The 25,045-nt window shown below is 50.9% G+C and carries 25 protein-coding genes; 12 read left to right on the forward strand and 13 right to left on the reverse strand.

Going from position 1 to position 25,045, the window contains the following annotated elements; genetic code table 11:
• Window positions 1-104: 104 nt before the first annotated feature.
• A complete protein-coding gene (dcuA, locus tag C0K55_RS13185; protein WP_000961962.1) occupies window positions 105-1,406 on the reverse strand; it encodes an anaerobic C4-dicarboxylate transporter DcuA in 1,302 nt (433 codons plus the stop codon).
• Window positions 1,407-1,523: 117 nt separating this feature from the next.
• On the reverse strand, window positions 1,524-2,960 hold the full coding sequence (gene aspA, locus C0K55_RS13190; protein WP_001517611.1) for an aspartate ammonia-lyase: 1,437 nt from the start codon (window positions 2,958-2,960) through the stop codon (window positions 1,524-1,526).
• A 336-nt stretch (window positions 2,961-3,296) separates the two neighbouring features.
• Between aspA and C0K55_RS13195 the strand changes: the two genes are divergently transcribed.
• Entirely contained in the window at window positions 3,297-3,773 is a 477-nt protein-coding gene (locus C0K55_RS13195; protein ID WP_105266551.1) for an FxsA family protein, read from the forward strand.
• Window positions 3,774-3,788: 15 nt separating this feature from the next.
• Here the strand turns inward: C0K55_RS13195 and yjeH are convergent, their stop codons facing one another.
• Window positions 3,789-5,045 (reverse strand): L-methionine/branched-chain amino acid transporter, encoded by a 1,257-nt coding sequence (yjeH, locus tag C0K55_RS13200; protein ID WP_105266552.1) that lies wholly within the window; start codon window positions 5,043-5,045, stop codon window positions 3,789-3,791.
• Window positions 5,046-5,320: 275 nt separating this feature from the next.
• Here yjeH and C0K55_RS13205 point away from each other — a divergent pair, with 275 nt between their 5' ends.
• The 3 genes from C0K55_RS13205 (at window position 5,321) to C0K55_RS13215 (ending at window position 7,795) form a co-directional block, all read left to right on the forward strand.
• Complete coding sequence (locus C0K55_RS13205; RefSeq protein WP_001026276.1) at window positions 5,321-5,614, forward strand: co-chaperone GroES; 294 nt, start codon at window positions 5,321-5,323, stop codon at window positions 5,612-5,614.
• A 43-nt stretch (window positions 5,615-5,657) separates the two neighbouring features.
• A complete protein-coding gene (gene groL, locus C0K55_RS13210) occupies window positions 5,658-7,304 on the forward strand; it encodes a chaperonin GroEL (protein ID WP_000729132.1) in 1,647 nt (548 codons plus the stop codon).
• Between the two features lie 137 nt (window positions 7,305-7,441).
• Window positions 7,442-7,795 (forward strand): DUF4156 domain-containing protein, encoded by a 354-nt coding sequence (locus tag C0K55_RS13215; RefSeq protein WP_000558209.1) that lies wholly within the window; start codon window positions 7,442-7,444, stop codon window positions 7,793-7,795.
• Between the two features lie 202 nt (window positions 7,796-7,997).
• Here the strand turns inward: C0K55_RS13215 and C0K55_RS13220 are convergent, their stop codons facing one another.
• Together C0K55_RS13220 and epmB are read right to left on the reverse strand one after the other, a co-directional pair.
• Complete coding sequence (locus C0K55_RS13220; RefSeq protein WP_105266553.1) at window positions 7,998-8,867, reverse strand: YjeJ family protein; 870 nt, start codon at window positions 8,865-8,867, stop codon at window positions 7,998-8,000.
• Between the two features lie 404 nt (window positions 8,868-9,271).
• Complete coding sequence (gene epmB / locus C0K55_RS13225; protein WP_016262795.1) at window positions 9,272-10,300, reverse strand: EF-P beta-lysylation protein EpmB; 1,029 nt, start codon at window positions 10,298-10,300, stop codon at window positions 9,272-9,274.
• Window positions 10,301-10,341: 41 nt separating this feature from the next.
• Between epmB and efp the strand changes: the two genes are divergently transcribed.
• The 4 genes from efp (at window position 10,342) to sugE (ending at window position 11,836) form a co-directional block, all read left to right on the forward strand.
• The gene (gene efp / locus C0K55_RS13230; protein ID WP_000257278.1) at window positions 10,342-10,908 is read left to right on the forward strand and encodes an elongation factor P; all 567 of its coding nucleotides are present in this window, start codon (window positions 10,342-10,344) and stop codon (window positions 10,906-10,908) included.
• Window positions 10,909-10,958: 50 nt separating this feature from the next.
• Complete coding sequence (ecnA, locus tag C0K55_RS13235) at window positions 10,959-11,084, forward strand: lipoprotein antitoxin entericidin A (RefSeq protein ID WP_000977753.1); 126 nt, start codon at window positions 10,959-10,961, stop codon at window positions 11,082-11,084.
• A gap of 111 nt (window positions 11,085-11,195) precedes the next feature.
• A complete protein-coding gene (gene ecnB, locus C0K55_RS13240; protein ID WP_000239596.1) occupies window positions 11,196-11,342 on the forward strand; it encodes a lipoprotein toxin entericidin B in 147 nt (48 codons plus the stop codon).
• Window positions 11,343-11,518: 176 nt separating this feature from the next.
• Window positions 11,519-11,836: a quaternary ammonium compound efflux SMR transporter SugE gene (gene sugE, locus C0K55_RS13245; protein WP_000118465.1), complete on the forward strand. Its 318-nt coding sequence runs from the start codon at window positions 11,519-11,521 to the stop codon at window positions 11,834-11,836.
• Here the strand turns inward: sugE and blc are convergent.
• From blc to frdA, 6 genes are all read right to left on the reverse strand, one after another.
• Window positions 11,833-12,366, reverse strand: coding sequence for a lipocalin Blc (gene blc, locus C0K55_RS13250; RefSeq protein WP_105266554.1), 534 nt, complete (start codon window positions 12,364-12,366; stop codon window positions 11,833-11,835). The genes sugE and blc overlap by 4 nt on opposite strands.
• A gap of 88 nt (window positions 12,367-12,454) precedes the next feature.
• Window positions 12,455-13,588 carry a BlaEC family class C beta-lactamase gene (locus C0K55_RS13255; RefSeq protein WP_001517615.1) on the reverse strand — a complete coding sequence of 378 codons (1,134 nt, stop codon included), beginning with the start codon at window positions 13,586-13,588 and terminating at the stop codon, window positions 12,455-12,457.
• 62 nt (window positions 13,589-13,650) lie between these two features.
• Entirely contained in the window at window positions 13,651-14,010 is a 360-nt protein-coding gene (gene frdD, locus C0K55_RS13260) for a fumarate reductase subunit FrdD (RefSeq protein WP_000609664.1), read from the reverse strand.
• Between the two features lie 10 nt (window positions 14,011-14,020).
• On the reverse strand, window positions 14,021-14,416 hold the full coding sequence (gene frdC / locus C0K55_RS13265) for a fumarate reductase subunit FrdC (protein ID WP_000208757.1): 396 nt from the start codon (window positions 14,414-14,416) through the stop codon (window positions 14,021-14,023).
• Window positions 14,417-14,426: 10 nt separating this feature from the next.
• A complete protein-coding gene (gene frdB / locus C0K55_RS13270; protein ID WP_000829498.1) occupies window positions 14,427-15,161 on the reverse strand; it encodes a fumarate reductase iron-sulfur protein in 735 nt (244 codons plus the stop codon).
• On the reverse strand, window positions 15,154-16,962 hold the full coding sequence (gene frdA / locus C0K55_RS13275; protein WP_001517616.1) for a fumarate reductase (quinol) flavoprotein subunit: 1,809 nt from the start codon (window positions 16,960-16,962) through the stop codon (window positions 15,154-15,156). The genes frdB and frdA overlap by 8 nt, the downstream gene beginning before the upstream one ends.
• Before the next feature lie 324 nt (window positions 16,963-17,286).
• Between frdA and epmA the strand changes: the two genes are divergently transcribed.
• The 4 genes from epmA to C0K55_RS13295 all read left to right on the forward strand — a co-directional run bounded on the left by epmA (window position 17,287) and on the right by C0K55_RS13295 (window position 20,673).
• Window positions 17,287-18,264 carry an elongation factor P--(R)-beta-lysine ligase gene (gene epmA / locus C0K55_RS13280; protein WP_000004769.1) on the forward strand — a complete coding sequence of 326 codons (978 nt, stop codon included), beginning with the start codon at window positions 17,287-17,289 and terminating at the stop codon, window positions 18,262-18,264.
• Window positions 18,265-18,481: 217 nt separating this feature from the next.
• On the forward strand, window positions 18,482-19,984 hold the full coding sequence (gene yjeM / locus C0K55_RS13285; RefSeq protein WP_105266555.1) for a glutamate/gamma-aminobutyrate family transporter YjeM: 1,503 nt from the start codon (window positions 18,482-18,484) through the stop codon (window positions 19,982-19,984).
• A gap of 60 nt (window positions 19,985-20,044) precedes the next feature.
• Window positions 20,045-20,362 carry a protein YjeN gene (gene yjeN / locus C0K55_RS13290; RefSeq protein ID WP_105266556.1) on the forward strand — a complete coding sequence of 106 codons (318 nt, stop codon included), beginning with the start codon at window positions 20,045-20,047 and terminating at the stop codon, window positions 20,360-20,362.
• Window positions 20,359-20,673 (forward strand): YjeO family protein, encoded by a 315-nt coding sequence (locus tag C0K55_RS13295; RefSeq protein ID WP_001272717.1) that lies wholly within the window; start codon window positions 20,359-20,361, stop codon window positions 20,671-20,673. Before yjeN ends, C0K55_RS13295 begins: the two co-directional genes overlap by 4 nt.
• A gap of 37 nt (window positions 20,674-20,710) precedes the next feature.
• Here C0K55_RS13295 and mscM read toward each other — a convergent pair whose 3' ends face one another.
• Together mscM and asd are read right to left on the reverse strand one after the other, a co-directional pair.
• Complete coding sequence (gene mscM, locus C0K55_RS13300) at window positions 20,711-24,034, reverse strand: miniconductance mechanosensitive channel MscM (protein ID WP_105266557.1); 3,324 nt, start codon at window positions 24,032-24,034, stop codon at window positions 20,711-20,713.
• Between the two features lie 21 nt (window positions 24,035-24,055).
• Complete coding sequence (gene asd / locus C0K55_RS13305; RefSeq protein ID WP_105266558.1) at window positions 24,056-25,024, reverse strand: archaetidylserine decarboxylase; 969 nt, start codon at window positions 25,022-25,024, stop codon at window positions 24,056-24,058.
• Window positions 25,025-25,045: the final 21 nt, after the last annotated feature.

Genomic DNA, 25,045 nt, shown 5'->3' on the forward strand with positions numbered 1-25,045 from the left:
TAGAACAGATGGAACCGCAAGAGAGAGGTCACTATACAACGGACGAGGGAAGGATGTTAGTCGGTGGGAAAGAAAGCGGGGCGTGAACGCCCCGCGATTTGTCATTACAGCATCACACTGCCCAGCAGGAAGCCGAAGCAAACGGCCAGGGCAACACCCAGAGTACCCGGGATGAAGAACGGATGGTTGAAGACGAATTTACCGATACGAGTTGTACCCGTGTCATCCATCTGTACCGCAGCAACCAGCGTCGGGTAGGTCGGCAGAATGAACAGGCCAGACACGGCTGCGAAAGAAGCAACAGCGGTCAGCGGAGAAACGTTCAGCGCCAGAGCCATCGGCATCAGTGCTTTTGCGGTTGCAGCCTGAGAGTACAGCAGAGCAGAAGCAAAGAAGAAGATGACAGCCAGCAGCCACGGATGACCCTGAATCACTTCACCAGCGGTATCTTTGATCCAGTCGATGTTGTTGGAAACGAAAGTATCGCCCAGCCATGCAACACCCAGGATACAAATACAGGCGCTCATACCTGCTTTGAAGGTGCTGGAGTTGAGGATGTTGTCGGTATCCACTTTGCAAAGAATAGTGGTCAGGGTTGCAACACTCAGCATGATAATCAGGATGGCGTTAGTGGTGTTCATCAGCGGTTTCTCAACCAGACCCATGCTCGGGCTGTTGATGATCGCATAGATAACCACGCCGACTACGCCCAGCAGGAACAGCCAGACGGACGCTTTCGCGCCTTGTTTGATTTCAATCTGCTTCTCACCGCGCAGTTCAACTAAACCTTCTTCCAGACGCTTGCGATAAATCGGATCGTCAGACAGCCTGGAGTTGAACAGCATGGTGACCAGGAAGGACATCACCAGAACCGCCAGCAAGGTGGACGGGATGACCACGGAGAGCAAATGGAGGTAGCTGATGCCATGACCTTCCATTACGGAAGACATGTAAACCACTGCCGCAGAGATTGGCGATGCGGTGATCGCAATCTGCGCGGAAACTACCGCAGTAGACAGTGGACGGCAAGGTTTAACGCCTTGTTCCTTCGCTACTTCAGCGATAACTGGCAGCGTTGCCAGAGAGATGTTGCCAGTGCCCGCAAAGATGGTCAGGAAATAGGTCACGATCGGTGCGAGGATCGTGATGTATTTCGGGTTACGGCGCAGCAGCTTTTCTGTCTGGTGAACCAGATAGTCCAGACCGCCAGCAACCTGCATGGCAGAAATAGCAGCGATAACCGCCATGATAATGGAAATTACATCGAACGGAATGTTACCAGGCTTGACGCCGATAGCGGCAAGAACCAGCACCCCCAATCCACCTGCAAAACCAATACCAATTCCCCCTAATCTGGCGCCCAAAAAGATCGCCAGCAAAACGATGATGAGTTCTACAACTAGCATATTAGCCTTCCTTGTTTTTTAACAAGTTGATATCAGGTTGTTGTTTTTAAGTTACTGCTCACAAGAAAAAAGGCACGCCATCTGACGTGCCTCTTTTATTTGTACTACCCTGTACGATTACTGTTCGCTTTCATCAGTATAGCGTTTTGCTTTGTAAGCCGGATGCATCAGGTTCTGTACGGAGAAAATATCGTCTAGTTCCGCTTCAGTCAACAGACCGCGCTCCAGAACGACTTCGCGCACGCTCTTACCTGTTTCGGCACAGATTTTACCCACGATGTCACCGTTGTGGTGACCGATGAACGGGTTCAGGTAAGTGACGATACCGATAGAGTTGTAAACGTAACCTTCGCACACTTCTTTGTTAGCAGTGATGCCGTTAATGCATTTTTCCAGCAGGTTGTAGCAAGCATTGGTCAGAATGTGAACGGATTCAAACATCGCCTGGCCAATGACCGGCTCCATAACGTTCAACTGAAGCTGACCTGCTTCTGCTGCCATGGTAACAGTGGTGTCGTTACCGATGACTTTGAAGCATACCTGGTTAACTACTTCCGGAACTACCGGGTTTACTTTTGCTGGCATGATAGAAGAGCCTGCCTGCAGTTCCGGCAGGTTGATCTCATTCAGGCCGGCACGTGGGCCAGAAGAGAGCAAGCGCAGGTCGTTACAGATTTTGGACATCTTCACAGCCAGGCGTTTCAGCGCGCCGTGAACCATAACGTAAGCGCCGCAGTCAGAGGTCGCTTCGATGAGGTCTTCAGCCGGAACGCATGGGAAGCCAGTGACTTCAGCCAGTTTTTTCACTGCCAGCGGAGAGTACTCTTTCGGCGTGTTCAGGCCAGTACCGATGGCAGTTGCGCCAAGGTTAACTTCCAGCAGCAGTTCAGAGGTACGTTGGATGTTTTTCACTTCCTCTTTCAGCAGGATGCTGAAAGCGCGGAATTCCTGACCAAGGGTCATTGGTACTGCGTCCTGCAGTTGGGTGCGACCCATTTTCAGGATGTCCTGGAATTCGACAGCTTTACGCTCAAAACCTTCGCGCAGTTGGTTAATAGCATCTACCAGTTTAATCAGGGAAGAGTAAACTGCGATGCGGAAACCGGTCGGGTAGGCGTCGTTGGTGGACTGACATTTGTTAACATGGTCGTTCGGATTCAGGTACTGATATTCACCTTTCTGGTGTCCCATCAGTTCCAGACCGATATTGGCCAGCACTTCGTTGGTGTTCATGTTTACGGAAGTACCTGCGCCGCCCTGGTAGACGTCTACCGGGAACTGATCCATGCATTTTCCGTTATTCAGGACTTCATCACATGCAGCAATGATTGCATTCGCTACACTTTTAGGAATGGTTTGCAGCTCTTTGTTTGCCATAGCTGCGGCTTTTTTAACCATTACCATACCGCGAACAAATTCAGGAATATCGCTGATTTTGTTGTTGCTGATATAGAAGTTTTCAATCGCTCTCAGAGTGTGAACACCATAGTAGGCATCAGCTGGAACTTCCCTGGTACCCAACAGATCTTCTTCGATACGAATGTTGTTTGACATGTGAACCTTCTTTTTCAAGCTGCCAATGATTTGCTTTAAACACACAGAATATATGTGGTTTCGAATGTTTTTCGACCGACGATTATCCCCTGCATCAGTCGAATACTCGGGATCATATGTTGCTTGAGGATTTCTACCGTAATCTGGATCACTTTAAGTGTCGGTTTTTACCCCTTAATTATTAATTTGTGAAATAGATCACCGCTTTGGGATTACTACCAAAAATAGTTGCGCAAACGTCTTGAAATTTTGCTAATGACCACAATATAAGCTGAACGCGATTCGCAAACCATTCAGGCGGCCGGATTTAACCGGTTGCTATTACAGGAGAAACCTTTGCGCTGGTTACCTTTTATTGCCATTTTCCTTTATGTCTATATTGAGATTTCAATCTTTATTCAGGTTGCCCACGTATTGGGGGTATTACTCACTCTTGTGTTGGTTATATTCACGTCAGTTATTGGTATGTCGCTGGTACGTAACCAGGGATTTAATAATTTTGTGCTGATGCAACAAAAAATGGCGGCGGGAGAAAATCCGGCGGCGGAAATGATTAAAAGTGTTTCGTTGATCATTGCCGGTTTGCTGCTTTTATTACCGGGCTTTTTCACCGATTTCCTCGGTCTTCTTCTTTTATTGCCACCAGTGCAGAAACATCTGACCGTGAAGTTGATGCCGCATTTGCGTTTTTCCCGTATGCCGGGCGGTGGATTTAGTGCCGGAGCCGGTGGCGGCAATACTTTTGATGGTGAATATCAGCGTAAGGATGACAACCGCGATCGCCTTGATCATAAAGACGATCGTCAGGATTAATGTTGAAACGCCGGATTATGTGGTTATGCCATTTTCCGGCGTTTTTCGTTTCGGCAGGAACAACCACAGCCCCGCCAGCATGATCAATGCATACACGCTTTTCCAGCCGACCATCGCCAGCAACAGGATGCATAGCAGTCCGCCAATCACCGCCAGTAGCCGATAACGTCCCTTCAATAATTTACAGCCAGCCAGCATGCACAGCAGATAGATCATAATAAAGATGCCGTTGGCATAAATGATGAGTGCGTCCAGATTGATCTCTAAAGTGTGAATCACCAACGTGCTCACCACGCAACAGCCGAGCACTGCATTGAGGGCATTGTTCGGGATATGGCGAGAAGAGAGGCGCGCCAGGTAGTGGTTGGGTTTATCTTGCGCCTGCGACCAGACCAGGCGGGCGAAACTCTGTATATAAATGTTGAGGCTGGCAAAGCAGGCCAGATAGCCAATCACGCAGGCAATCCACAGCGCCCCTACACCGAACAGTTGCACCACAATTTCCGGAAGCGATGCTGCTGCCGCCATTTTTTCACCGTAGGCGTCGAAGTGTAAGACGACAACCGTACACCCCCAGTAGACTAAACCTGCCAGCACCAGACCAATCATCAGAGCGCGGGGGAAATCACGCTCCGGATTTTTAAATTCTGAGGCAAGGTGAGCAAACGCCTCCAGACCGACAAAGCACCAGAACATTACCGATAACGCAGCAAATAGCCCGGAAAGTTCGATATCACCTGGCGCATGGAAGGGGATATTCGCAGGTTTAATATCGGCTGCCCACCAGACGGCGACAATCAGCGCGACGATAAGTCCGGCAATAACCGTTTGTAGATTCGCACTGGAACTGGCACCGCGAGTACCGATATACCACACCAGCGCCAGCGTACCGAGTTCAGCCATCAACAGTTGCCAGCCATACCAGCCAAACATCGCCTGGCCGAATCCGGCGGCAATTTGCAGCGCAGCGGGCAAGCCAACGGGAATAACTGATAAAAATAACCAGCCTGTGACTCGCTCAAGCCGCGAACCGAACGCCATGCCGACAAAATGCGCCACACCGCCCGCGCTGGGGTAGTGGCGACCCAGAATCGCAAACACGATCGCAATCGGGAAAACTAAGATTATCAGAACAGGCCAGGCCCACAGGCTATTATTGCCTGCCACCAGGGCGGCTAAGGCAGGAACGGCAAACACGCCGGTGCCTAACAATGAAGTCGATAACAGGCCGATGCCCTGGGCCAGCCCCAGTTCTTGTTTGAGTCCACTCATGGGTTGATGTCCGATTGCGCCCAAATTTTGGGCAACTGCGCAGGTTTTTGATGGTAGCACAATCAGATTCGCTTATGACGACGATGTCGAAATTGCGATGAAACGTGAGGTGAATCAGGATTTTTACCCGATTTTGTGCTGATCAGAATTTTTTTTCATTTTCCCCCTTGAAGGGGAGAGGCCTCATCCCCATTTCTCTGGTCACCAGCCGGGAAACCACGTAAGGTCCGGCGTCACCCATAACAGATACGGACTTTCTCAAAGGAGAGTTATCAATGAATATTCGTCCATTGCATGATCGCGTGATCGTCAAGCGTAAAGAAGTTGAAACTAAATCTGCTGGCGGCATCGTTCTGACCGGCTCTGCAGCGGCTAAATCTACCCGTGGCGAAGTGCTGGCTGTAGGCAATGGCCGTATCCTTGAAAATGGCGAAGTGAAGCCGCTGGACGTGAAAGTTGGCGACATCGTTATTTTCAACGATGGCTACGGTGTGAAATCTGAGAAGATCGACAATGAAGAAGTGTTGATCATGTCCGAAAGCGACATTCTGGCAATTGTTGAAGCGTAATCCGCGCACGACACTGAACATACGAATTTAAGGAATAAAGATAATGGCAGCTAAAGACGTAAAATTCGGTAACGACGCTCGTGTGAAAATGCTGCGCGGCGTAAACGTACTGGCAGATGCAGTGAAAGTTACCCTCGGTCCGAAAGGCCGTAACGTAGTTCTGGATAAATCTTTCGGTGCACCGACCATCACCAAAGATGGTGTTTCCGTTGCTCGTGAAATCGAACTGGAAGACAAGTTCGAAAATATGGGTGCGCAGATGGTGAAAGAAGTTGCCTCTAAAGCGAATGACACTGCAGGCGACGGTACTACCACCGCAACCGTACTGGCTCAGGCCATCATCACTGAAGGTCTGAAAGCTGTTGCTGCGGGCATGAACCCGATGGACCTGAAGCGTGGTATCGACAAAGCTGTTACCGCTGCAGTTGAAGAACTGAAAGCGCTGTCTGTACCGTGCTCTGACTCTAAAGCTATTGCTCAGGTTGGTACTATCTCCGCTAACTCCGACGAAACCGTAGGTAAACTGATCGCTGAAGCGATGGACAAAGTCGGTAAAGAAGGCGTTATCACCGTTGAGGACGGTACTGGTCTGCAGGACGAACTGGACGTGGTTGAAGGTATGCAGTTCGACCGTGGCTACCTGTCTCCTTACTTCATCAACAAGCCGGAAACTGGCGCAGTAGAACTGGAAAGCCCGTTCATCCTGCTGGCTGATAAGAAAATCTCCAACATCCGCGAAATGCTGCCAGTTCTGGAAGCTGTTGCAAAAGCAGGCAAACCGCTGCTGATCATCGCTGAAGATGTTGAAGGTGAAGCTCTGGCAACTCTGGTTGTTAACACCATGCGCGGCATCGTGAAAGTGGCTGCGGTTAAAGCACCGGGCTTCGGTGATCGTCGTAAAGCAATGCTCCAGGATATCGCTACTCTGACCGGTGGTACTGTAATCTCTGAAGAGATTGGTATGGAACTGGAAAAAGCAACCCTGGAAGACCTGGGCCAGGCTAAACGTGTTGTGATCAACAAAGACACCACCACCATCATCGATGGCGTGGGTGAAGAAGCTGCAATCCAGGGCCGTGTTGCTCAGATCCGTCAGCAGATTGAAGAAGCAACTTCTGACTACGACCGTGAAAAACTGCAGGAGCGCGTAGCGAAACTGGCAGGCGGCGTTGCAGTTATCAAAGTGGGTGCTGCTACCGAAGTTGAAATGAAAGAGAAAAAAGCACGCGTTGAAGACGCCCTGCACGCGACCCGTGCTGCGGTAGAAGAAGGCGTGGTTGCTGGTGGTGGTGTTGCGCTGATCCGCGTAGCGTCTAAACTGGCTGACCTGCGTGGTCAGAACGAAGAGCAGAACGTGGGTATCAAAGTTGCACTGCGTGCAATGGAAGCTCCGCTGCGTCAGATCGTACTGAACTGCGGTGAAGAGCCGTCAGTTGTTGCTAACACTGTTAAAGCTGGCGACGGCAACTACGGCTACAACGCTGCAACCGAAGAATACGGCAACATGATCGACATGGGTATCCTGGATCCAACCAAAGTAACTCGTTCTGCTCTGCAGTACGCAGCTTCTGTGGCTGGCCTGATGATCACCACCGAGTGCATGGTTACCGACCTGCCGAAAAACGATGCGGCTGACTTAGGCGCTGCTGGCGGTATGGGCGGCATGGGTGGCATGGGCGGCATGATGTAATTGCCCTGCACCTCGCAGAAATAAAGAAACCCTCAGGCAGAAATGTCTGGGGGTTTTTCTTTTAGTCATCTTTCTAGTATAAGATTCAAACACGGACGACGCGAGGGGCGTCCAGCTCATTGATTATGGGGAATAACATGCACGTAAAATACTTAGCAGGGATTGTCGGTGCCGCGCTACTGATGGCGGGTTGTAGCTCCAGTAACGAATTGAGTGCTGCCGGTCAGAGTGTTCGCATTGTGGACGAGCAACCAGGCGCAGAGTGCCAACTTATTGGTACTGCGACAGGTAAGCAAAGTAACTGGCTTTCCGGACAACACGGCGAAGAAGGCGGTTCTATGCGTGGTGCGGCAAACGATCTGCGCAATCAGGCTGCCGCAATGGGCGGTAACGTGATTTATGGTATTAGCAGCCCGTCGCAGGGGATGTTGTCCAGCTTCGTTCCGACTGATAGCCAGATTATCGGCCAGGTTTATAAGTGCCCGAACTGATGTGATTCCGAGGCTGGGTGACAAACGTATAATTGCCTGATGCGCTTCGCTTATCAGGCCTACATCAGGCATTGCAACTGATTGAATGCTTGAGAATTTATAGGCCGGATAAGGCGTTTACGCCGCATCCGGCATGATCAACGATCACGTTATCAGTCATTTCAGGCTGGATGGCTCCAGCCTCGCATTAGCAAAGATGGGATTATTTCGCTTGTGGCGCGGTTTTGCTGATGGACTGAACGCGTAGGTGATGCAGTACGCGTAAGCATTGATCCTGGGTCAGCGGTTGGGCGTTATTTGCCGCTACGGTGCGAACGTAGACCTGACACGGCACTCCAGCGAGCTTTTTCAGTCGAGGGCTGAAATCAAGCATCCGGCGGGTGATGGCCTCCACTTCTTTACCTGCTGTCGCTTCACGTGTTTTCACCACTGCACCGCTAAATTGTTCTTTGCCACTTTCATCTTTAAAGCGATAAAGCACCGCCAGATAATGGCTAAACAAGTTTTGTTTCCATTCTGGCTGTGAATAGGTGTCATATTCCAGATTACCATTATCCTGGCAGTCGACGTCATATAATGGCAGGAAATCTAACAGCGATGTAATACGTAATGCCAGTTCACGCATTTCCGCATTATTAATTGCGTGAATGATTGCTCGCGCCAGCATTTCAATTTGCAGTTCATTGACAACTAATTCAGATTTGCTGCCGTCATGCAGAGTTAATAGGAATGTGAGATTTTCACCCTGATTATCGGTAAGTGCCAGTGTATTTACACGGCGATTAATATCAGCATTTTTAAGTTCTTCAATCTGAATTTGAGGAATATTTTCTGCCATCTTTTTCATGGCCTTATCGCGCGCTTGCTCATACTGAAGACGGTGATCAGCCTCCAGTTTATGCTTTTGATGCAGACGGCTTTCCAGCGCTATCAGCAGGTCGCGCAGTTCCATCACAGACATGAAGAACAACGATTCTTTATTGCGAGGCTCTTTTATTTTCAGTGCCAGTGCAATGAAGTTATTACTCTTGCGAATAACACCAGTGTTAACACCCTTGATGCTTATGGCCATGTAGGTTCTCCCTAACCATTTCTCAATAAAATAAATAATATTAATTTATAAGCCAGATAAATGGGCTTGGTAGTAATAGTTGTTAAAATAACATAAATAGCGGCGCTCGCTCTATATAAACAGAAAAGAAAGGTTAATTATTGATATCAGCTATATAAATAATAAAAATAGCAAAGCATATGAATAATTAATGGTTATGCAACGGAAAAGATTAAACTTCCCTATTTAATGGCAGGTCGCTGTACGCGTGTTCGTTGCTCTTGCCGGATGCGACGTAAACGCCTTATCAGGCCTACAGTTCATTGAAAATTCAATCAGTTGCAATGCATCATGTAGGCCTGATAAGCGCAGCACATCAGGCAATTTCACATTTATCATCAGCTTCAACTTCCCTGTTGAATCAGTTATTGCTGACGTAGCTGCAAATCCAGCGGTGTTTTGCTGGGTTCTCCGCCTATCTCACGCGCCAGTTTTGGCACCAGATATCCCGACACCAGCGTCAGCAACTCACGCATAATCTGCCGTGCTTCATCATCGCTCACCATGAAATGCGCCGCGCCCTGCACTTTATCGAGCACATGCAGGTAATAGGGCATCACGCCCGCGTCAAACAACGCATTACTCAGGTTTGCCAGCGTTTGCGCGTTGTCGTTCACGCCACGTAACAGAACACTCTGGTTAAGCAGGGTGACGCCCACGCGTTTTAACTTAGCCATCGCCTGACGGAATGTTTCATCCACTTCATTGGCATGGTTGATGTGATTCACCAGCAGGATTTGCAGCGTAGAACGGGCAAAGCGTTCAACCAGCGCCTCAGTGATGCGCGCCGGGATCACAATCGGCAGACGGCTGTGAATACGCAGACGTTTGATGTGCGGGATGGCTTCCAGTTGCGTGAGCAACCAGTCCAGTTCGCGATCTTTCGCCATCAGCGGATCACCGCCGGAGAAAATGATCTCGTCCAGTTCTGGATGTGCGGCAACATACTCAAGTGCAGTCTGCCAGTTACGCTTGTTGCCCTGATTTTCGGCATACGGGAAGTGGCGACGGAAGCAATAGCGACAATTTACCGCACAGCCACCTTTCACCAACAGTAATGCCCGGTTGTGGTATTTATGCAACAAACCAGGCACCACGCTGTGCTGTTCTTCCAGCGGGTCGGTGGAAAAACCGGGTGCAGTGATATACTCATCTTGCGAGGTAAGTACCTGACGCAAAAGTGGATCGTCAGGATTGCCTTTTTCCATGCGATCGATAAATGAGCGGGGCACGCGCAGGGCAAACAGCTTTTTGGCGCTGCGTCCGGCCAACAGTTTTTCGTCCGCGTCTATATTCAAAAGACGCAGAAGTTCATCAGGATCGGTCACAACATCGGCAAGTTGCGCTAACCAATCTTCTCTGGATGGGGTGTTTAGGGTTACAATATGCGCCATTTTGTGGCTTAGCTACCAATTAACAAATTTCAGAGGGCCTTATGGCAACGTACTATAGCAACGATTTTCGTGCTGGTCTTAAAATCATGTTGGACGGCGAACCTTACGCGGTTGAAGCAAGTGAATTTGTGAAGCCGGGTAAAGGCCAGGCATTTGCTCGCGTTAAACTGCGTCGTCTGCTGACCGGTACTCGTGTAGAAAAAACCTTTAAATCTACGGATTCCGCTGAAGGCGCTGATGTTGTCGATATGAACCTGACTTACCTGTACAACGATGGTGAGTTCTGGCACTTCATGAACAACGAAACCTTCGAACAACTGTCTGCTGATGCAAAAGCAATTGGCGACAACGCGAAATGGCTGCTGGATCAGGCAGAGTGCATCGTGACTCTGTGGAACGGCCAGCCGATTTCCGTTACTCCGCCGAACTTCGTTGAACTGGAAATCGTTGATACCGATCCAGGTCTGAAAGGTGATACCGCAGGTACTGGCGGCAAACCAGCTACCCTGTCCACTGGCGCTGTGGTTAAAGTTCCGCTGTTCGTACAGATTGGCGAAGTTATCAAAGTGGATACCCGCTCTGGTGAATACGTATCTCGCGTGAAGTAATACGGTTGTGGTGCGGCCTGCTGGCTGCACCATCACTTTTCAGGTCAGAGATGATGAAACGCCTTATCCTTCTTGTTTTGCTTGCCAGTACGCTGCTCACGGGCTGTAACACCGCTCGCGGTTTCGGTGAAGATATCAAACATCTCGGCAATTCCATTTCCCGCGCTGCCAGCTAATTTCCTCTTCACTTCCGAAAAATCATCAGATTCCCGTCATTTTTGGTGATGTTGTCTATTATTAATTTGCTATAGGCAAACACAAATAACATTACCTAAAAGGAAGATATTATGGTGAAGAAGACAATTGCAGCGATCTTTTCTGTTCTGGTGCTTTCAACAGTATTAACTGCCTGCAACACCACGCGTGGCGTTGGTGAAGACATCTCTGATGGCGGTAACGCGATTTCTGGCGCAGCGACGAAAGCGCAGCAATAAGCAATAACGGTACGACAGGTTTGTCGTGCCGTTTGTTTTTCCCGGCGGTAATCACTGCTGTAACCGTTGAAATTTCCTCTTAAATCGGCAAAATACTTCTTTCACTATCAGCTTTGCGGGACGACCCGCAAACGCATCGTTTCACCGGGGACGGCCCCATTTCTCCGGAGTATTATATGTCCTGGATTATCCTGTTTATTGCTGGTTTGCTGGAAGTCGTCTGGGCGGTAGGCCTGAAATACACCCACGGTTTTAGTCGTCTGACGCCAAGCGTAATTACCGTGACGGCGATGATTGTCAGTATGGCGTTGCTCGCCTGGGCAATGAAATCGCTACCGGTAGGTACAGCTTATGCTGTCTGGACGGGGATTGGCGCGGTCGGGGCGGCGATCACCGGTATTGTGCTGCTCGGTGAGTCTGCTAGTCCGATGCGCCTGGCGAGTCTGGCGTTAATCGTACTGGGGATAGTTGGTCTGAAACTCAGCACCCATTAACTGCCGGGTTGCTGTACCCAGATAAACTTACTGACATCAAATCCTTCCCGGGTTGCGACCGCCAGCATCTCCTGTTTAACTTCGCTAGAAATAGTTGGCGTGTGGGAGAGTATCCACAGGTAGTCGCGATCCGGGCCGCAAACCAGCGCGTGGCGATACTCCCGGTCGAGCGCAATGACGTTATAGCCGCCATAGAAAGGGCCAAAGAATGACACTTTCAGCGCTGCGCGATGCGGATCTCCGGTAAAGTACGCTTTCCCTTCGCTCTGTTGCCACATCTCCCTGTCCGGATTATAGCCTTTGTTGATGACATTCAATCCACCATCATCCCGCAGGCTATATGTCGCGGTGACTTTCTCCAGTCCGCGTTCAAAGCGGTGATCAAAACGGGCAATCTCATACCAGGTGCCAAGATAGCGCTTAGCGTCGAAATTATTCACTACGGTCACGCCACGCGGCGGCGTAGGTGAACTACAGGCAACGACAAGAAATGCCGCTGTCGCTGCGGCAACAAGAGGGAGCAGGCGCATAGATGTTTCCTTACTGGTTTTTTTCTAAGTGTAGATGACAGCAAGGAAAAGCGGAGAAAAGGCCCGTAAATTCGGGCCATCTTCGTTGTTATTGCAAAGCGTTGAGGATCTGCCAGGCGGCGGCGACTCTCACCGGGTTTGGATAGTTTTTGTTAGCCAGCATCACAATACCCAACTCTTTTTCTGGGATAAATGCGACATAGCTACCAAATCCGCCGGTCGCCCCTGTTTTATGTACCCATGATGCGCGCACAGCAGGAGCAGGGGGCGTAATCGCTTTTACTGGTCGTGCTGCCAGTGCAATTTTATTGTCGCTGCCATTAATGATGCTGTCAGGATTTACCGGCCAGTCCAGCATTTCCCAGCCCAGGCCTTGATACATATCGCCAATTTTCCAGTAGCGAGATTGCGCCAGTTGGATACCTTGCTGAAGTGTTTTGTCATTGATATTACGAGGATCTATATTGCTTTGTAGCCAGCGGGCCATGTCTTCAATCGTCGATTTCACACCGTAAGCTTCAGCATCTAACGCCCCTGGCGAAACATGCACCGCTTTACCTTCGCGATATCCCCAGGCGTAATTCTTTTCTTCTGCAGGCGGCACATTAATCCACGTATGGGTGAGTTTGAGTGGCTGGAAGACACGGGTATCCATTGCCTGTTCAAAGCTCAAACCAGACGGCTTCACAGCTAGCGAGCCGAATAAACCGATACTGGAGTTGGCATACAGACGTTGTGTTCCTGGTGTCCAGTCAGGCTGCCAGTTTTGATAGAAGCGCAGCAAGTCGCTTGAGGATTTAACGTCATCCGGCACTTGCAATGGCAGGCCGCCAGCGGTGTAGGTTGCGAGATGTAATAGCGTGATCCCGTTCCACTGTTTAGCGGTAAGTTCAGGCCAGTATTTTGTGACGGGATCGCTTAGATTTATTTCCCCTCGAGCAATAGCGTCGCCACCAAGTACGCCCGTAAATGTTTTGCTGACCGAGCCTAACTCAAACAACGTTTGCTGCGTGACGGGCTGCTTTTTATCTACGTCCGCATAGCCCCAGGTAAAGTAATAAGGTTTGCCCTGGTAAATCACTGCAACGGCCATGCCCGGGATTTTTTGTTGTTCTATAAGCGGAGTCATTGTGCGATGCACAATATCGTTGAGCTGTTGGGGGGCGGCAAGTGCGGAGCAAGAGGCGGTAATCAGTAAGGCGCAGAGCGTCATTTTGAGCATAAGGTCTGGTTCCCATACAAAACGGCCCGCCATAGGCGGGCCGGATTTACATTGGCGATGCGTTAGATTGTAACGACACCAATCAGCGTGACAACTGTCAGGATAGCAGCCAGACCGTAGAAAACCCATTTGCCCGCAGGCACGTGGATTTTCAGATCGTGCATCGCGTGGTGCATACGGTGTAAACCACACCACAGCGGCAGAACGATCATCAGGAACAGGAATACGCGACCAATGAAGCTCTGCGCGAACGCCAGAACGCGTTCGTAGCTCAGAGCATCACCCGGAAACAGTCCCAGCGGTAGCATAATGCCGACCAGCAGGATCATTACCGGTGCAATGATTGCGCTCCACATACCACCGGCCCCGAAAAGGCCCCAGAATACCGGTTCGTCAGAACGCTTTGGATTTGGATTAATCATCTCAGGCTCCTTACCAGTACAGGGCTACAAACAGGATTACGATGGTGGCAACCACGGTTACCGCCCAGAGACTTTTGATAATTGGCTCTGGTCCCATTTTTTCGTCTTTTACAATGATATTGGCCGCTTTCGGTGCCAGTTCAAACCAGGTTTTGGTGTGCAGCAGAGCTGCCGCCAGAGTGATCAGGTTAATGATCACGATAACCGGGTTTTGTAAAAAGTCGACGAATCCCGCCCAGGCTTCCGGGCCATTTTTCAGGGCAAACAGCCCGAAAATCAGTTCAATGCTGAACCACACAGCCGGAACCGCCGTGCCTTCGCGCAGCATGTAAAAGCGATAAAACGGCAATTTTTTCCACCAGGTGGACGTCATTGGCCGTACATACGGTTTACGTTTAGTCGTCATGTTGCACTCCTTAGCGTGGTTTCAGGGTCGCGATAAGAAAGTCTTTCGAACTTTCTACTTTGCCCTGCTGAATGGCCGCAGCCGGATCGACGTGTTTCGGGCAGACTTCGGAGCAGTAGCCCACGAAAGTACAGCTCCATACGCCGTTCTGGCTGTTCAACTGCGCCATACGCTCCTTCTTACCGTGGTCGCGGCTATCTTCGTTATAACGATGCGCCAGCGTAATGGCAGCCGGACCGATGAACTCTGGGTTCAGGCCAAACTGCGGGCACGCGGCGTAGCACAGACCACAGTTGATGCAACCGGAGAACTGATGATACTTCGCCATCTGCGCCGGGGTCTGGATGTTAGTACCCTGATCCGCGGTGCGGGAGTTGCCAATGATGTATGGTTTGATCGCTTCCAGACTTTCGATGAAGTGGGTCATATCGACGACCAGATCGCGTTCGATCGGGAAGTTAGCTAGCGCTTCAACCTTCATACCGTCGGTGTAGTCACGCAGGAAGGTTTTACATGCCAGCTTCGGCACGTTGTTGACCATCATGCCGCAGGAACCACAAATCGCCATACGGCAGGACCAGCGGTAGCTCAGATCCGGTGCCAGGTTGTCTTTGATATAGCCCAGCGCATCCAGTAATGAGGTGGTTGCGTCATAAGGCACTTCATAAAATGCGCTATGCGGTGCGGTATCGACTTCCGGGTTATAGCGCACCACCTCGATTTTCAGGTTCTTCATCTCAGCCATTCGCCTTCTCCTTCTTATTGGCTGCTTCCGCCTTATCGGCTGCATCCGCTTCGCCACCGTAAACGCGTTTAGCTGGCGGCAGCGTAGTAATCTTCACGTCGCTGTACTCCAGGCGAGTAGTGCCATCAGCATCGCGGAAGGCGAGGGTGTGTTTGAGGAAGTTGACGTCGTCACGCTCGGTGCAACCTTCGTCCAGACGCTGGTGCGCGCCGCGAGACTCTTTACGCGCCATTGCGGAGTGCGCCATACATTCGGCAACGTTCAGACCGTGGCCCAGCTCGATGGTGTAGAGCAGGTCGGTGTTGAACACGCTGGAGGTGTCGGTGATGCGCACGCGCTTGAAGCGTTCTTGCAGCTCCGCCAGTTTGTCGATGGTTTTCTGCATCAGTTCCGGCGTACGGTAGATACCGCAGCCTTCTTCCATGGCCATGCCCATTTCGTCGCGGATCTTCGCCCAGTTTTCGCCGCCGTCCTGGTTAACCAGATCTTTCAGACGCTGTTCAACGGCAGTAGCCTGTGCATTGATTGCCGCATCGTTGCCATTACCAGCGGTAGATGCGCGCTCCATAGCTTGCTCACCGGCCAGACGACCGAAGACCACCAGTTCTGCCAGTGAGTTGGATCCCAGACGGTTTGCACCGTGCAGACCTACAGAGGAACATTCACCGACGGCGAACAGACCCTTAATACGGGTTTCGCAGTTCTGATCGGTTTCGATACCGCCCATGGTGTAGTGCGCGGTCGGACGTACCGGAATCGGTTCTTTAACCGGATCGACGCCAACGTATGCTTTTGCCAGTTCGCAGATAAACGGCAGACGTTCGTGCAGTTTTTTCTCACCCAGGTGACGCAGGTCGAGGTATACCACATCGCCGCGTGGTGTGGAGATGGTGTTGCCTTTACGCCATTCGTGCCAGAAGGCCTGAGAAACTTTGTCGCGCGGACCCAGTTCCATATATTTGTTTTTCGGCTCGCCCAGCGGAGTTTCCGGGCCCATGCCGTAATCTTGCAGATAACGGTAGCCATTTTTGTTGACCAGAATACCGCCTTCACCGCGGCAACCTTCGGTCATCAGGATACCGGAACCCGGCAGACCGGTCGGGTGATATTGAACGAATTCCATGTCACGCAGCGGAACGCCGTGGCTCAGTGCCATGCCCATACCGTCGCCAGTAACAATGCCGCCGTTGGTGTTGTAGCGATATACGCGACCCGCGCCGCCGGTAGCCATAACCACCGCATTAGCACGGATTTGCACCAGCGTACCTTCCATCATGTTCATTGCCACCAGGCCGCGAACGTGACCATCATCGACCAGAATATCCAGCACGAAGTGTTCATCAAAACGCTGGATCTGCGGGAATTGCAGAGAGGTCTGGAACAGCGTGTGCAGCATATGGAAGCCTGTCTTATCGGCGGCGAACCAGGTACGCTCGATTTTCATACCGCCGAAGCGACGTACGTTGACGCTACCATCCGGGCGACGGCTCCATGGGCATCCCCACAGTTCCAGTTGAGTCATTTCAGTTGGGCAGTGGTGGACGAAATAATCCACGACATCCTGCTCACACAACCAGTCGCCACCCGCTACTGTATCGTGAAAGTGATATTCGAAGCTGTCATGATCCTGCGCGACAGCGGCGGAGCCCCCTTCTGCGGCAACGGTATGGCTGCGCATCGGGTATACTTTTGAGATTAGTGCGATTTTTGCATTTGGATTTGCCTGCGCGGCAGCAATTGCAGCACGTAATCCCGCGCCACCGGCACCTACAATGGCAAGATCGGCTTGAAAGGTTTGCACGACATTCCTCCAGATTGTTTTTATCCCGCAGCACCGTACTTCAGGGTAAGTGTCTGAAAGCTACGGTCTGCGAACGCTATTCCACTGCTCCTTTATAGGTACAACAGTATAGTCTGATGGATAAGTCTGAAATTTGACGAGATCGATTTTTTTAGCGTGCCGGGAGGCTAAATTATCACTGAAGATGATTAATTTAATTACTAAACCATCATATTGCGGTTTTTTTAGTCACTGCCCACCGTTGATTGATTTCTGCGTAAAATTTGTCTCGCCGTCGCGTTGCGAGTAGACTTCGTGCCCTTGTCAAAAACTGGAGATTTTACTATGAGCGAAACGGCATCCTGGCAGCCGAGCGCATCCATTCCTAACTTATTAAAACGCGCGGCGATTATGGCGGAGATCCGTCGTTTCTTTGCCGATCGTGGAGTGCTGGAGGTGGAGACGCCTTGTATGAGCCAGGCGACGGTAACCGATATTCATTTGGTCCCGTTTGAGACACGTTTCGTAGGCCCCGGGCACTCGCAGGGGATGAATCTCTGGTTAATGACCAGCCCGGAATACCACATGAAACGCCTGCTGGTTGCCGGTTGTGGTCCGGTATTCCAGTTGTGCCGCAGCTTCCGTAATGAAGAGATGGGACGTTATCACAACCCTGAGTTCACTATGCTGGAGTGGTATCGACCGCATTATGATATGTATCGGTTGATGAATGAGGTGGACGACCTCTTGCAACAGGTGCTGGACTGCCCGGCGGCAGAAAGCCTTTCTTATCAACAAGCTTTCTTGCGTTATCTGGAAATAGACCCGCTTTCTGCTGACAAAACGCAACTGCGAGAAGTCGCGGCGAAACTGGACTTGAGTAACGTTGCAGACACCGAAGAAGACCGCGACACGTTGCTGCAACTGCTGTTTACCTTTGGCGTGGAACCGAACATTGGTAAAGAAAAACCAACGTTTGTGTACCATTTCCCGGCCAGCCAGGCATCACTGGCACAAATCAGTACGGAAGATCATCGGGTCGCGGAACGCTTCGAGGTCTACTACAAAGGTATTGAGCTGGCGAATGGTTTCCATGAATTGACGGACGCTCGTGAACAGCAACAACGCTTTGAGCAGGATAACCGTAAACGTGCGGCGCGTGGTTTACCACAACATCCTATCGACCAGAACCTGATTGACGCCCTGGAAGTTGGTATGCCTGACTGTTCCGGCGTGGCGTTAGGTGTTGACCGCCTGGTGATGCTGGCATTGGGCGCTGAGACACTGGCGGAAGTCATTGCCTTTAGTGTCGACCGGGCATAATTCTGAAAAGCTAGCTCAATCGCAACACAGAATGGCGTAGCTGACGCCATTCTGTAGCAGATGTTTTCATTTTCCCGCTAAAGCGCACAATTTAAGACTGGATGTTTGCTATCATCCAGGTATCAATTCTGTATTAGTTTTATTGTTGCCTGCCAATCGGTGGGTAGTGCAGTTAATTGGCGCGTTTAATATATGCGCTGAAATGAAGGATGATTCCATGCCTCACACGATAAAAAAGATGAGTCTAATTGGGCTCATATTGATGATCTTTACTTCAGTATTCGGTTTTGCGAATAGCCCATCGGCTTATTATTTAATGGGTTATAGTGCGATTCCATTTTATATATTTTCTGCATTATTATTCTTTATTCCATTCGCCTTAATGATGGCTGAAATGGGGGCGGCCTATCGCAAAGAAGAGGGCGGTATCTATTCCTGGATGAATAATAGCGTTGGGCCACGTTTTGCTTTCATCGGCACCTTTATGTGGTTTTCCTCTTATATCATCTGGATGGTGAGTACTTCCGCTAAAGTTTGGGTGCCGTTCTCAACATTCCTCTATGGTAGCGACATGACTCAGCACTGGAGTATTGCCGGGCTGGGGCCTACGCAGGTTGTTGGTCTGTTGGCTGTCGCATGGATGGTTCTGGTTACCGTCGTCGCCTCAAAAGGGATTAATAAAATAGCCCGTATTACTGCGGTAGGTGGTATAGCAGTAATGTGTCTTAATTTAGTATTACTGTTAGTGAGCGTTGCTATTTTGTTATTAAATGGTGGTCATTTCGCACAGGATATTAATTTTGTGGTATCTCCAAATCCGGGATATCAGTCCGGTCTGGCGATGTTATCTTTTGTCGTATTTGCTATTTTCGCTTACGGTGGAATTGAAGCTGTTGGCGGTCTGGTTGATAAAACGGAAAATCCTGAAAAGAATTTTGCTAAAGGTATTGTTTTTGCCGCTATTGTTATTTCGATTGGTTATTCCCTGGCAATATTCTTATGGGGCGTCAGCACTAACTGGCAGCAGGTATTAAGTAATGGTTCGGTTAACCTTGGCAATATTACTTATGTACTGATGAAGAGCCTTGGGATGACGCTGGGTAATGCACTGCATTTGTCGCCCGAAGCATCATTGTCGCTGGGGGTATGGTTTGCGCGTATTACCGGACTTTCGATGTTCCTCGCTTACACGGGGGCGTTCTTTACGCTTTGCTACTCGCCGTTGAAAGCAATCATCCAGGGGACGCCGAAAGCATTGTGGCCGGAACCAATGACGCGTCTGAACGCGATGGGAATGCCGTCTATTGCGATGTGGATGCAGTGCGGGTTGGTTACTGTCTTCATCCTGCTGGTTTCGTTTGGCGGCGGCACCGCATCGGCGTTCTTTAACAAGCTGACGCTGATGGCGAATGTCTCCATGACCATTCCGTATCTGTTCCTTGCCCTGGCATTCCCGTTCTTTAAAGCGCGTCAGGATCTCGACAGACCGTTTGTTATTTTCAAAACGCACATGTCAGCAATGATTGCCACAGTGGTTGTCGTATTGGTGGTGACGTTTGCTAACGTCTTTACCATCATCCAGCCAGTAGTCGAAGCCGGAGACTGGGATAGCACATTGTGGATGATTGGCGGCCCAGTCTTCTTCTCGCTGTTAGCAATGGCGATTTACCAGAACTATTGCGGCCGCATGGCGAATAAGCCTGAGTTAACCGTAGATTGATTGTATGCAATAACAACTCATCGCCAGCCCGGCGATGAGTTGTCTGAAAAGGAAGATGTCATGGATGGCACGGGTCGGGGCCCGCTGATAACCGAAGATCAAGTCAGAGCACTGCAATTTTCTGCTGGGGATGTAGCGGAAATAGAGCAGACTATTCTCTCTTTTTTCGATGCCTGCCACACCCGTAAAATAGCGATGGTGGTCGGCAATACCATTAATACCCTCAAAGAGCGAGACCGGAATCGGTGGCGAAACCTGTCGGATATTTATTGCGCTTACCTTATCAGGTTCCTGGTTTTTCGTGGCGAATTGGTCGGATACGGTGATTTGTTCAGAATGCGTTTTAGCGAAATGAAACTGTCGGTTGAAACGTCATGAGTGCACATCAGTTTATTTTATGCTGCATTTGGTTCTTCGTATCTGTTCTCTGGATTCTGATACTGTCCACGCTGGACAAAGAATGGATGATTGATGGACGCGGGATTAACAACATCTGCGATGTGTTGGAGCATCTGGAAAATGACGATACTCGCGATGTCGGTGTGATAATGACGTTGCCGCTGTTTTTCCCTTTTCTTTGGTTCACGCAGTGGCGAAAAAAACGCGGCTGGTTTATGTACGCCACCGCACTGGCGATCTTCGGCTACTGGCTATGGCAGTTTTTCCTGCGCTATCAGTTTTGTTGGTGATTGAAACTGCCAGAGTCGCCTCCGGCAGTTTCTCACGTTACAAGCTTCCTGCCTGACGCCCTTTACCCGCAGACGTTAATGTTCTGCCCGTTTGTTTACCGTTAAGACTTTCCAGACGCATCTGGAACGGCGGGAATGGCATATCGATACCGTGGGCGTGGAAGCCCGCCAGAATTAACTGGTGGATCTCGTGGCGCAGCGGCATACGGTGACCCATTTCCGCGGCGTAAATACGCAACTCGAAAATCTGAATCCCCTGTTGTAGATCGACCAGGAAGACTTCCGGTGCCGGGTTGTCGATGACCAACGAGCAGCGACGCGCTGCGGTTAGCAAGATTTCCGTCACTTCTTCACTGTTGGCATCGGCAGGAGCCGGAATCGTCAACACCACGCGCGTGACCGAGTCAGAAAGCGACCAGTTGATAAACTGCTCAGTAATGAACGCTTTGTTCGGCACAATAATCTCTTTGCGATCCCAGTCGCTGATAGTGGTGGCGCGGGTGTTAATTTTCGTCACACTGCCAGTAAGATCGCGAATTGTCACCGTATCGCCAATGCGAATCGGTTTTTCGAACAGGATAATCAGACCAGAGATAAAGTTGGCGAAAATCTCCTGCAAACCAAAACCGAGACCAACACCGAGTGCAGCGACCAGCCACTGCAATTTCGACCACTCAATACCAATCATCGAGAAGCCGACCAGCCCGCCAATCAGCATCAGCAGATATTTGGTGATGGTGGTGATGGCGTAACCTGTACCTGGCGTTAAATCAAGGTGCTGCAAAATCGCCAGTTCCAGCAGCGCGGGCAGGTTGCGCACTAGTTGCGTGGTGATGATAAACACCAGAATGGCAATCAGCACTGCACCGAGAGTAATCGGTTCCAGACTTTCCACGCCCTGCACTGTGGAGGTGACATCCCACAGCGAAATATTTTCGAGGAAGCCAAAAGCGGAATGAATTTCTGACCACAGCACGATGACTGAAAGAAGGGCGATCAGCATCAGGATTGAACGCACCAGCCGCAAGGATTGTGCACTGATAGCATCGAGATCGACTTCGCTTTCATCCACTTCAATCGCCCCTTCCGGGCTACTGTGATGATGCGCTTCTTCTTCGCCACGCGCGCGTTGTGCCAGCATTTCAGCACGGCGATGCTTCGCCCGGTCAAACGCCAACCTGCGGCGTTGGATCAGCATCCAGCGGCGGATAACGTGATAAATCACCAGTAACAGGAACCAGATGGCGACCGATGTTTCCAGCCTTGCCAGCAGAGCCTGCGCTGTTGCCAGATAACCCACGGCTGCGGCGAGAATAGCGACCAGTGGCGCGCCAATCATCATGTTCCACAGCATATGGTTGGCAATGTTGTCACCACTGCCTTCTTTGTTAAGATACAGCGGGATCCCGGCTTTTTTCAGGCTGAGCGTGACCACTGCCAGTGCACCGCAAATGAGGATAAAGCAAAGACGTCCCAGTGAGCCGGAAAACTCGCGGTCGTCGAGATTATCAAACATCATCAGCGCCATAATCAGTGGCACGATAAGCCCAATGCTCATCAGGTAGTAGCGCATACCACGGGAAACACGTTCGCGCGGCCAGCCGAAATGGGCGATAAACAAGCCGTTCGGGCGAGCAAAGGTGGCGCAAATCATCACCACCCACAGCAGTGGCACGGTGGCCGTTACACCATCGCCAATTGCTACCGCCAGCGGATAAGGCCACGCCTCGCGCAAGCCGTAACCCAGCGTCATCCACAGCACTGGTAGTGGCGAAGCGACGAGGATCGACCAGAAAAGCGTCCGTAACGTCAGCCAGAAATGATCCTGAGTGACTTTGCCGACTTTAGCCGCCGAACGTTCAAGAAAACGGGTGAAATAGCGGCGCGAGTAAATGCTGCAACCGACCAGAATCAACGCGCCAAACAGCGGTAAAATAGTCTCTTTGCTGGTCAGCATCATCATGGTGGCTTTACCTAACTGACTGAAGGTGTCCAGCGAGATCAGACGACGCAGATCCTGGGCGATTTCCAACGGCCAGGCGATGGTCATCGGGCGCACATCAGAGGTCCAGAACAGATAGCGGTGTGTCGCTTCGTTGACCTCTTTCAGCGCATCTTCCAGTTGCCCGTTGGAAACTTTCAGCTTGGTTAGCTCAAGCAGTAGCGTGTCGCCGCCCTGGAGTAATGAGTTAAGCAACTCGCGCTGAGTACGCAATTGAGCTTCGAGTATCCGGTTTTGCTCGGCAGTCAGCGGCTGGCCGTCGGCCTGAAGGATCTGTCGCAGTTGTGGCTGTTTATTGAGGAGATCTTCATAATGCAACCGTTGCACGCGCAACTGAGCCATCTCGGTATCAAGCTGTTGCGGTTTCGGCATTTCCGGCAGGCGTGCCACCTGCGCCCGCAGTGCTTCACCGAGCAAGTTTGATGAACCCAGCCATTGCGACTGTTCACGCAGCGTATTCAGTGCCTGCCGGACTTGCAACGTCTGGCTGGCAGCCTGACGCTGCTGTGAGGCGACGAGATCCATCCGCTGCGCTTGTTGATTCAACGCCGCCGATAGTTCACGGTTAATTTTGAATTGAGCAACGATATCTTCCGGCAAATCGGCACTGCTTTCTGCCAGTAATTCAGTGCTTTCCAGCGCCCGCTCTGCCTCAAGCTGGCGTTGGCTGTTCAACTGGTTGCGCAGGGCCTGCAAATACGTATCCAGTTGCTGACTCTCTTTTTCTGCCAGTGCCGAGCGCAGACGAGCCAGTTCCTGACGGTTATTGGCAGAAAGTTGCGCCAGCTCGAGTTCATCGACCAATGATTTCAAACGTGCGGAGTCGGCCTGCAACGCGAAATTTTGTGCCTGATTAAGCGGACTATTTCCCGTGAGTGTCCCCAGTCGGCGCTCAATTTCATTCAACTGGCGGCGGGCGTCAGTTTGCTGTTGTGGTAATTGATTAAGCGAATCCGCAATCTCGCGGGCGCGTTCCTGCTCTTGCTGGGCCTGACGGCTTTTATCCAGCAACTGACTGCTGACCTGGAGTATTTCCTGATTCAGCGCGTCGGTAGACATCCCCGGCGACACGCTGCGCGGCTCATCACGCATATTGTTTAACTGTGCGCGCAGAGTAGCGGAGAGTTTCGGGTAGTTATCAATGACTTCTTGATATTGCTTGATGCGCTCAAGGGAACCTTTACGTTCCTCAAGCGCATTTAAGGCAGACTGGAGCGCCTCTACGACTTCCGGCTGCGCGGGTTTCGCCGCTTTTGCCTGCTCCAGTTCCTGGGTGATTTGTTTACTATCGGGGGCCGTCGCGGCGTACGCCCCCCAACTGAGGCACCAGGCCATCAGAAAAGTGATAATCAGGCGCACGTCAGCGTTTCCTTTGATGGATTAGACCTGGTCTTTTTTGTCGTCAACCAATGGGCTGGCGTCGTGTTCTGCCTCGATCTCTTCAGCAGGAAGCGGGGCCGGTTCAGTTTCTGGCGTAACAAAGGTTTCGGTAGATACAGCCAGCGGCTGACCAATCTTAGTGACAGAAAGGCTTGCCAGTTGCTCAACCAGATTCACTTTACCCGGCGCAAACAGGTTGATAACAGTAGATCCGAGTTTAAAGCGCCCCATTTCCTGGCCTTTCAGTAGCGCCACAGAATCGTCGTTTTCCCCGGCAGGCCAGGTCCAGCGTTTGATGATGCCTTCGCGCGGTGGCGTAATGGTGCCTGCCCAGACAGTTTCAATGCTACCAACAATCGTCGCACCGACCAGAATCTGTGCCATCGGGCCGAATTCGGTATCGAAGAGACAGATTACGCGTTCGTTACGGGCAAACAGATTTGGCACGTTCTGGGCTGTGAGATGATTCACCGAGAAGAGATCGCCCGGCACGTAGATCATCTCACGCAGGATACCGTTGCACGGCATATGTACGCGGTGGTAGTCACGCGGGGAGAGGTAAGTGGTCACAAACGTACCGTTGCGGAAGAGATCCGCCATCAGGTAGTTACCCGCCAGCAGGGCTTCAAGACTGTAGTTGTGGCCTTTGGCTTGCAGGATTTTATCTTCTTCGATTTTACCTAACTGGCTGATAACACCATCGGCAGGCATGACCAGAACATTCGGGTCGGTATCGACCGGGCGCACATCGTCACGCAGCGGACGGACAAAAAATTCGTTAAAGGTACGGTAGCTGGCGGTGTCCGGTTTCTGCGCCTCTTTCATGTCGACCTTGTAGTATTTAACGAACAGATCGATAACCAGTTTTGTCAGCCATCCTGCCCGCTTGCTTGCACCCCAACCCGCCAGGCGAGTAAGCCATAGTTTCGGCAGAATATACTGTAGCGAAAGTTTGAATGAATTTAACAAGGTAGCCTCCAGGCCATTGTT

Origin of the sequence: Escherichia sp. MOD1-EC6098, assembly GCF_002965865.1 — a bacterium.
In the GTDB taxonomy this organism is placed as follows: domain Bacteria; phylum Pseudomonadota; class Gammaproteobacteria; order Enterobacterales; family Enterobacteriaceae; genus Escherichia; species Escherichia marmotae.